Genomic DNA, 4078 nt, shown 5'->3' with positions numbered 1-4078 from the left:
CGGTTGGCGCTGGTCCCCACCCATTGCGCGGCAATGGTGTCGGCGAGCGCTTGGGCCGAGGCGTAGCGGCCGCCCAGCGTGCCATCGGTGCCGACAAAATCGGTGTCGCAAAACCGGCAGGTCGCGGTGGCGCGGTCCTGCTCGCGGCCGCTCCAGAGATTGCAGCCGGAGAATCGGCAAAACACCGCGGCGCGTCCGGCATGCGCGCCTTCGCCCTGCAGGGTCAGAAAGATTTCCTTGACCGCGTAACTCAACGCGCCGTCTCCTTGTGTGCGGAATCGGTCTGCCGCAGGGCTTCACCCAGCGCCATGGCTGCTGCGACCGCGACATTGAGCGAGCGCAGTCCTGATTTGATCGGGATCACCACCCGCGCGTCGGCCGCGGCGACCACCTCGTCGGGAACCCCGGCGGATTCGCGACCGAACAGCAGGATGTCATCGGGTTCATAACGGTAATCAAGATAGCAGCCGGGGCTTTTGGTGGTGAACAGGATCAGGCGATAGCCCTGCTCGTTACGCCATTGCTCGAATTTTGACCACGAGTCGTGGCGCATGATGGCTACCTGATCGAGGTAGTCCATGCCCGCCCGGCGGAAGTGCCGGTCCGACACCGGAAAGCCGGCGGGTTCGATAATATGGGCCGATACATCCAGGCAGGCGCAAAGGCGCAGAATCGTGCCCGTGTTCTGGGGGATGTCGGGCTGGAAAAGCGCAACCTGCATGATGTGACCGCCCGCCTGAGGGCTCCATGAAATGTCTGAATAATTCGCCGCGCGGCACGGAATTAGTGCATTGCACGCATGGGAGCCGATAGCGGGCTTGCGCTCTTCCGGCAAGGGTGCCAATAGAACGATTCTGGACTGCTTGTTCCGGCCGATTGGGCCGGGAAAAGTGGTCTTTCTGCCGCCGCGGGGGTCGCGGGCGCCGGCAGCCTCCTCCGGTTCGTGTTGGCGTTCCCTGGGGCGGTTCCACCGGCTGCAGACAAGAAAGGGCTTGGAATCGTGACGACAGCGTCTTCCGCGGATCATCCGACACGGCGTGATTTCCTTTTTGTTGCAACGGGGTCCGTCGCTGCGGTCGGCGGAGCGGCCATGTTGGTGCCGCTGGTCCTCCAGATGAACCCGGATGCCTCGACGATCGCGGCCGGTGCGCCGATCGAAGTCGATCTGGCGCCGATCGCCGAAGGACAGGACATCAAGGTGTTCTGGCGCGGCAAGCCGATTTACATCAGCCACCGTACCAAGAAGCAGATTGACGATGCCCGCAAGGTGACGGTCGCCAGCCTTCCCGATCCGGAGAGCGACGAGGCCCGCGTCAAGCCGGGCAAGGACCAGTGGCTGGTCGTGATCGGCATCTGCACCCATCTCGGCTGCATTCCGATCGCCCATCAGGGCGAGTATGACGGCTTTTTCTGCCCCTGCCATGGTTCGGTGTACGACACCTCGGGCCGTATCCGGTCGGGACCGGCACCCACCAACCTGCCGGTGCCGCCCTATCAATTCGTTTCCGATACCAAAATCCAGATCGGCTGAGCCTCGGACCATGTTTCCGAGACTTGAGCCCGTCGCGTCGTCTTACTTCCCTAGGATCGCATCATGAGCGGACCATCCAACTACCAGCCGACCAATCCCGCATTGAAGTGGATTGAACGGCGCCTCCCGATCTTGGGACTTATGCATTCCTCGTTCGTGGCCTATCCGACGCCGCGCAACCTGAACTACTGGTGGACCTTCGGCGCCATCCTTTCGATGATGCTGGCGTTGCAGATCGTCACCGGCGTGATCATGGCGATGCATTACACGCCACATGTCGACATGGCCTTCAAGTCGGTCGAAGGCATCGTGCGTGACGTGAATTACGGCTGGCTGCTGCGCAACATGCACGCCAGCGGGGCCTCGATGTTCTTTATCGCGGTCTACATCCACATGTTCCGCGGGCTGTATTACGGGTCATACAAGGAGCCTCGCGAGATTCTGTGGATTCTCGGCGTCATCATCTACCTCCTGATGATGGCGACCGGCTTCATGGGCTACGTGCTGCCGTGGGGCCAGATGAGCTTCTGGGGCGCTACCGTCATCACCAACCTGTTCTCCGCGATCCCCTATGTCGGCGACAGCATCGTCACCCTGCTGTGGGGCGGTTATTCGGTCGGCAACCCGACGCTGAACCGCTTCTTCTCGCTGCATTATTTGCTGCCGTTCGTGATCGCCGGCGTGGTCGTGCTGCACGTCTGGGCGCTGCACGTCGCCGGCCAGAACAATCCGGCCGGCGTCGAGCCGAAGACGGAAAAGGACACGGTGCCGTTCACGCCCTACGCGACCATGAAGGATGCGTTCGGCGTTTCCTGCTTCATGCTGTTCTTCGCCTGGTTCATTTTCTACATGCCGAACTATCTCGGCGACGCCGAAAACTACATCCCGGCCAATCCCGGCGTGACCCCGGCGCACATCGTTCCGGAATGGTATTATCTGCCGTTCTACGCGATCCTGCGCTCGATCCCGGACAAGCTGGCCGGTGTGATCGCGATGTTCGGCGCCATCCTGATCCTGGCCTTCCTGCCCTGGCTCGACAGCGCCAAGACCAAATCGTCGAAGTATCGTCCGCTGGCGAAGCAGTTCTTCTGGATCTTCGTCCTGGTCTGCCTGCTGCTCGGCTGGCTCGGCGGCAAGCCCGCCGAAGGCATCTACGTGATCGCCGGACGCATCCTGACGTTCTGCTATTTCGCCTATTTCCTGATCGTGCTGCCGGTGCTCAGCCGGATCGAAAAGCCGAGGCCGGTGCCGAACTCGATCGCCGACGACGTGCTGGCCAAGAGCGGAGGCAAGTCGGCGCCGATGGTGTCGTCCGTGATCGCGCTCGCGGTCGCCGGCGCGCTGTTCGCAGGGTCCGTGCAGGACGCCCGGGCCGCCGAGGGTCAGGAAATACCGCCATCGCTGAAATGGTCGTTCGCAGGTCCGGTCGGCAAGTTCGATCGCGGCGCATTGCAGCGCGGCCTGAAGGTCTACAAGGAAGTCTGCGCGTCCTGCCACGGCCTGTCCTACATCGCATTCCGCAACCTCGCCGACGCCGGCGGTCCCGGCTTTTCGATGGCGCAGGCGACGGCATTCGCGTCCGAGTACAAGGTCAAGGACGGCCCGAACGACGCGGGCGATATGTTTGAGCGGCCGGGCCGGCCCGCCGATTACTTCCCGTCGCCGTTCCCGAACGATCAGGCGGCGCGCGCCGCCAATGGCGGCGCATTGCCGCCGGACCTGTCGCTGATCACCAAGGCGCGCTCCTACCCGCGCGGCTTTCCGCAGTTCATCGTCGACTTCTTCACCCAGTACCAGGAGCAGGGCCCGAACTACGTCAGCGCGCTGATGCAGGGCTATCTGGAAACGCCGCCGGCCGGGTTCAAGCTGGCGGAGGGTTCCTATTACAACAAGTACTTCCCCGGCCACGCCATCAAGATGCCGAACCCGCTCTCCGACGGCCAGGTCACCTACGACGACGGCTCGCCGGCGACCGTGGCGCAGTATTCCAGGGACGTCACCCACTTCCTGATGTGGACCGCGGAGCCGCACATGGAAGCGCGCAAGAAACTGGGCATGCAGGTGTTCGTGTTCCTGATCCTGCTCACGGGCCTGCTCTACTTCACCAAGAAGAAGATCTGGGCCAACGCGCACTGATCCTGGTCTTTATGACTTGAATGCGAAAAAGCCCCTGCGGGGGCTTTTTTGTTGTGCGCGTCATTGCGAGCGCAGCGAAGCAATCCATTCTTCCTTTCCTTGGCGAGATGGATTGCTTCGCTGCGCTCGCAATGACGGCTTATGTCCCGATTGCATCCCGCGCGCACAGCGGCCAAGATAGCGACCAAATCGCCCCGCAAAAAAATCCCCGGAGGAACCATGGGTACCAGCATCACGTTCAAGCGCCCGGACGGCAAGGACGCCGGCGGTTATCTCGCCAATGCCGCGCGCGGCAATGCGCCTGGGGTGGTGGTGATCCAGGAATGGTGGGGGCTTTCCGATCAGATCAAGGGGCTGTGCGACCGCTTCGCGGTGGCCGGCTTCGATGCGCTGGCGCCCGATCTCTACAAG

At 62.6% G+C, this 4078-nt stretch carries 4 protein-coding genes and 1 pseudogene; 3 read left to right on the top strand and 2 right to left on the bottom strand.

Going from position 1 to position 4078, the window contains the following annotated elements:
* Together Q8N40_RS06765 and Q8N40_RS06760 are read right to left on the bottom strand one after the other, a co-directional pair.
* Nucleotides 1-254, bottom strand: a pseudogene (locus Q8N40_RS06765) (7-carboxy-7-deazaguanine synthase); the annotation flags it as partial.
* On the bottom strand, nucleotides 251-721 hold the full coding sequence (locus Q8N40_RS06760; protein WP_305711258.1) for a tRNA (cytidine(34)-2'-O)-methyltransferase: 471 nt from the start codon (nucleotides 719-721) through the stop codon (nucleotides 251-253). The gene Q8N40_RS06760 and the pseudogene Q8N40_RS06765, both read right to left, overlap by 4 nt.
* A 279-nt stretch (nucleotides 722-1000) precedes the next feature.
* Between Q8N40_RS06760 and petA the strand changes: the two genes are divergently transcribed.
* The 3 genes from petA to Q8N40_RS06745 all read left to right on the top strand — a co-directional run.
* On the top strand, nucleotides 1001-1531 hold the full coding sequence (gene petA / locus Q8N40_RS06755) for a ubiquinol-cytochrome c reductase iron-sulfur subunit (RefSeq protein ID WP_305322341.1): 531 nt from the start codon (nucleotides 1001-1003) through the stop codon (nucleotides 1529-1531).
* 63 nt (nucleotides 1532-1594) lie between these two features.
* Nucleotides 1595-3667 (top strand): cytochrome c1, encoded by a 2073-nt coding sequence (locus Q8N40_RS06750; protein WP_305711257.1) that lies wholly within the window; start codon nucleotides 1595-1597, stop codon nucleotides 3665-3667.
* A 219-nt stretch (nucleotides 3668-3886) separates the two neighbouring features.
* Nucleotides 3887-4078: dienelactone hydrolase family protein (locus tag Q8N40_RS06745; protein ID WP_305711256.1), on the top strand; the 192-nt coding region annotated here is incomplete at its 3' end.

The organism is Bradyrhizobium sp., assembly GCF_030693485.1.
Classification (GTDB): Bacteria; Pseudomonadota; Alphaproteobacteria; order Rhizobiales; family Xanthobacteraceae; genus Bradyrhizobium.
Note: the sequence above shows the minus strand (reverse complement) of the source record. Positions and strands in the feature narration are given on the sequence as shown.